Source organism: Achromobacter sp., assembly GCF_036567245.1.
Classification (GTDB): Bacteria; Pseudomonadota; Gammaproteobacteria; order Burkholderiales; family Burkholderiaceae_B; genus Achromobacter.
In genome coordinates this window covers 1-3,560 of record NZ_DATCUY010000116.1, presented here as the reverse complement: position 1 = coordinate 3,560, position 3,560 = coordinate 1, and the positions used below count along the sequence as shown (strand labels likewise).

Here is a 3,560-nt window from a genome sequence, read left to right as displayed (position 1 = left end):
CGGCGTGCTGCGCGGCCGTACGCTGGCTGCCGGCATGCGCCTGATGGTGGCGCCGGCCAGCCAGCAGGACCAGCGCCAGGCCGAGCAGGAAGGGGTGATGCAGGTGCTGCGCGAGGCAGGGGCGGAGGTACTGGCGACCTCCTGCGGCGCTTGCGCGGGCTATGGCGGTTCGATCCCGGACGGCGCCAGCGTCATCGCCACCACGGCGCGCAATTTCAAGGGGCGCATGGGCTCCGAAACCGCCCAGGTCTATCTGGCTTCGCCCTACACGGTGGCGGCCTCCGCCGTCGCCGGGCGCATCGCCGACCCCCGGGAGTTCATGGCATGACCAAGCAGTCTGTGACGCACCGCGTCTGGCGCGTGGGCGCGGATATCGACACCGACGCGCTGGCGCCCGGCGCCTACATGAAATTCGGCATCGACGAGATCGCGCGCCATTGCCTGCAGCGGGTGCGGCCCGAGTTCGCCGGCAACGCGCAGCCGGGCGACGTGCTGGTGGCGGGTCCGAACTTCGGCATCGGCTCCTCGCGCGAGCAGGCCGCCGCGGCCCTGGTGCGGCTGGGCATCGCCGCGGTGGTGGCGCCGTCCTTCAATGGCCTCTATTTCCGCAACGCGTTCAACGTAGGCTTGCTGCTGCTGACTTGCGAACAGGCCGAAACCCTGCAAGAGGGCGAACGCATCGCCCTGGACCCCGTCGCCGGCCGCATCCGCCGCGCCGCGGGCGTACCTGCCGAACTGCATTGCGACACCGTGCCCGCCTTCCTGCTGGAAATGGTGCAGGCGGGCGGACTGCTGAATCTGCTGAAACAGCGCAAGACTCACTAGGAATCACATCATGCTTGACCCCGTCACACTCGCGGTCCTGAAGGGCCGCCTGGAACAGATTGCCGACGAGATGGACGCCACGCTCTACCGCAGCGCGTTCAATCCCATCATCGCCGAAGCCCACGACGCCTGCCACGGCATGTACGACGCAGCCACCGGCGCCACGCTGGTGCAGGGCAAGTCCGGCCTGCCGGTGTTCGTCGGCGCGATGGCCTTTGCCGTCAAGGCCGCGGCCAAGGCGGCAGCGGGGCGCGGCGGCATGGTCGACGGCGACGTCTGGCTGTTCAACGACCCTTACGAAGGCGGCACCCACGCCAACGACTTCAAGCTGGTGCGCCCCGTGTTCCGCGGCGGCAAACTGTTCTGCTTCCTGGCGTCGGCGGCCCACTGGCACGACGTGGGCGGCGCGGTGCCGGGGAACTACAACCCGGCCGCCACCGAGTGCTGGCAGGAGGCGGTGCAGATTCCGCCGGTGCGCATCGTGCGCGCGGGTGTGCTGGACCTGGACGTGCTCGCCATCCTGCAGGCCAATACCCGCTTGCCCGACAGCCTGTGGGGCGACCTCAACGGGCAACTCGCGGCGCTGGAACTGGGCGCGGGCCGGTTGGACAGCCTGCTCGACGAATATGGCGACGCCACGGTGCTGGAATCCCTGGGCACGCTGCGCGAACGCGCCCGCCGCCTGATGCGCGACCATATCGCGCGCCTGCCCGACGGCGAGTACGCCTTCGAGGACATGCTGGACAACGATGGCGTGCGCGACCAGCCGCTGCGCATCGCGCTCAAGCTCAAAGTCCAAGGCGATAGCCTGACGCTGGATTTCACCGGCACCTCGCCGGCCTGCGCCGGCCCGGTGAACATCTCGCGCGCTACCGCGATCGCGGCCTGCTACGTGGCCTTGAAGCACCTGTTCCCGGACGTGCCGGCCAACGCCGGCGTGCTGGACGCGGTGGACGTGGTGCTGCCGGATGGCCTGGTGATCTCGGCGGACCGGCCGCGCCCGGTCGGCGGTTATACCGAGACCATTCTGCGCATGATCGACGTGATCTTCTGCGCCATGGCCCAGGCCGAGCCCGCGCGCGCGCTGGCGCAGGCCTACGGCACCATCAACGCCTTGTCGATCGCCGGCTACCGCAGCGACGAGGCCCGGCGCGGCCAGCGCTGGGTGATGTTCAGCTTCTTCGGCGGCGGCCATGGCGGCCATTCGGACGGCGACGGGCTCAGCCACGGCAACGCGCCGATCTCCACCGCGACGATCCCGCCGCTGGAAATCCTGGAAGCGGCCTATCCGGTGCGCTTCACGCAATGGGCGCTGCGGCCCGATTCAGCGGGTGACGGCGCGCACCGGGGCGGCCTGGGCGCCATCTATGAGATCGAGTTGCTGGAAGACAGCGCCGAAGCCTTCATCTTCGGCGAACGCGGCAGGAGCGCGCCCAAGGGCATCGCCGGCGGCAAGGAAGCCGCGTTGAACGTGTTCCGCTACCAGCAGGACGGCGGCTGGCTCACCCCGCCCATGAGTTCGAAGATGCTGGGCATACAACTGAAGCGTGGCGACCGGGTGCGCCTGGAAACGCCCGGCGGAGGCGGCTATGGCGAGCCTGCCGCGCGCACGCAGGCGGCGCGCGAGCACGACCGCAAGATGGGTTACGTAAGCGGAAATCTGAAGGAGCAGTCGGCATGAGCGCGGCACAAGGTTTGGTCGTAGGCGTGGACGTGGGCGGCACGTTCACCGATATATTCGTGCTGGACGAGGCGGGCGGCAGCGCCCGCGTGGTGAAGGTACCGTCCACCCGCGGCGAGGAAGCGCGCGGCTTCATGAACGGCATCGCCCGGGTGGCTGATGGCGCGGGCGCCATCGCCACCATCGTGCACGGCACCACGGTAGGCACCAACGCACTGCTGGAGCGCAAGGTGGCGCGCACCGGCATCATCACCACGGCGGGCTTTCGCGACGTGCTGGAAATGCGCCGGCGCGACCGGCCCCAGACCTGGGGCCTGCGCGGCAATTACGAACCTATCGTTCCGCGCGACCTGCGCCTGGAAGTCGATGAGCGGGTGCTGGCGGATGGCACCGTGCATACGCCGGTGGACCTGGCCCAGGTCGAGGCCGCGGCCCGGCAACTGCTGGAGCAGGGCTGCGAGGCGGTGTGCCTGTTCTTCGTCAATGCCTACGCCAATCCCGTCAATGAAGCCCAGGCTGCGACCTGCGTGCGCGCGCTCTGGCCCAATGGCAATGTCACCGCGGCTACCGAGGTGCTGCCCGAGATCCGCGAATTCGAGCGTTGCTCCACGGCCGTGCTGAATGCTTCGCTGCAGCCGGTGGTCGGGGGCTACCTGACGCGGTTGGAATCGGACCTGAAGGACAACGGCTTCGGCGGCGAACTGCTGGTGGTGCAGAGCAATGGCGGCGTGATGTCGCGCCAGACGGCGTGCGATGTGCCGGTGCGCACCGCGCTGTCGGGCCCGGCCGCAGGTGTGATCGCCTGCGCCGCGATTGCGCGCGCCGCGGGTTTTCCCAACGTGGTCAGCGGCGACATGGGCGGCACCTCGTTCGACGTGTCGCTAGTGGCGGGCGGCGAGGCCTCGCTGTCGGCGCAGACCTCGATCGACTTCGGCATGGTGGTGCGCGCACCCATGATCCAGATCGAGACCATCGGCGCAGGCGGCGGCTCGATCGCCAGCGTGGACGCGGGCGGTCTGCTGCAGGTGGGTCCCGAGTCCGCCGGCAGCGTGCC

4 protein-coding genes are annotated in these 3,560 nt (G+C 69.4%); all 4 read left to right on the top strand.

The genetic code is table 11. The features are described 5' to 3' along the window. The coding region (locus VIR09_RS05230; RefSeq protein WP_332011915.1) for an aconitase family protein at positions 1 to 328 on the top strand (328 nt) is incomplete at its 5' end. Further along, entirely contained in the window at positions 325 to 825 is a 501-nt protein-coding gene (locus tag VIR09_RS05225) for a 3-isopropylmalate dehydratase (RefSeq protein WP_332011914.1), read from the top strand. The genes VIR09_RS05230 and VIR09_RS05225, both read left to right, overlap by 4 nt. A 10-nt stretch (positions 826 to 835) precedes the next feature. Continuing rightward, the gene (locus tag VIR09_RS05220) at positions 836 to 2,506 is read left to right on the top strand and encodes a hydantoinase B/oxoprolinase family protein (RefSeq protein ID WP_332011913.1); all 1,671 of its coding nucleotides are present in this window, start codon (positions 836 to 838) and stop codon (positions 2,504 to 2,506) included. Then, the coding region (locus VIR09_RS05215; protein WP_332011912.1) for a hydantoinase/oxoprolinase family protein at positions 2,503 to 3,560 on the top strand (1,058 nt) is incomplete at its 3' end. The genes VIR09_RS05220 and VIR09_RS05215, both read left to right, overlap by 4 nt.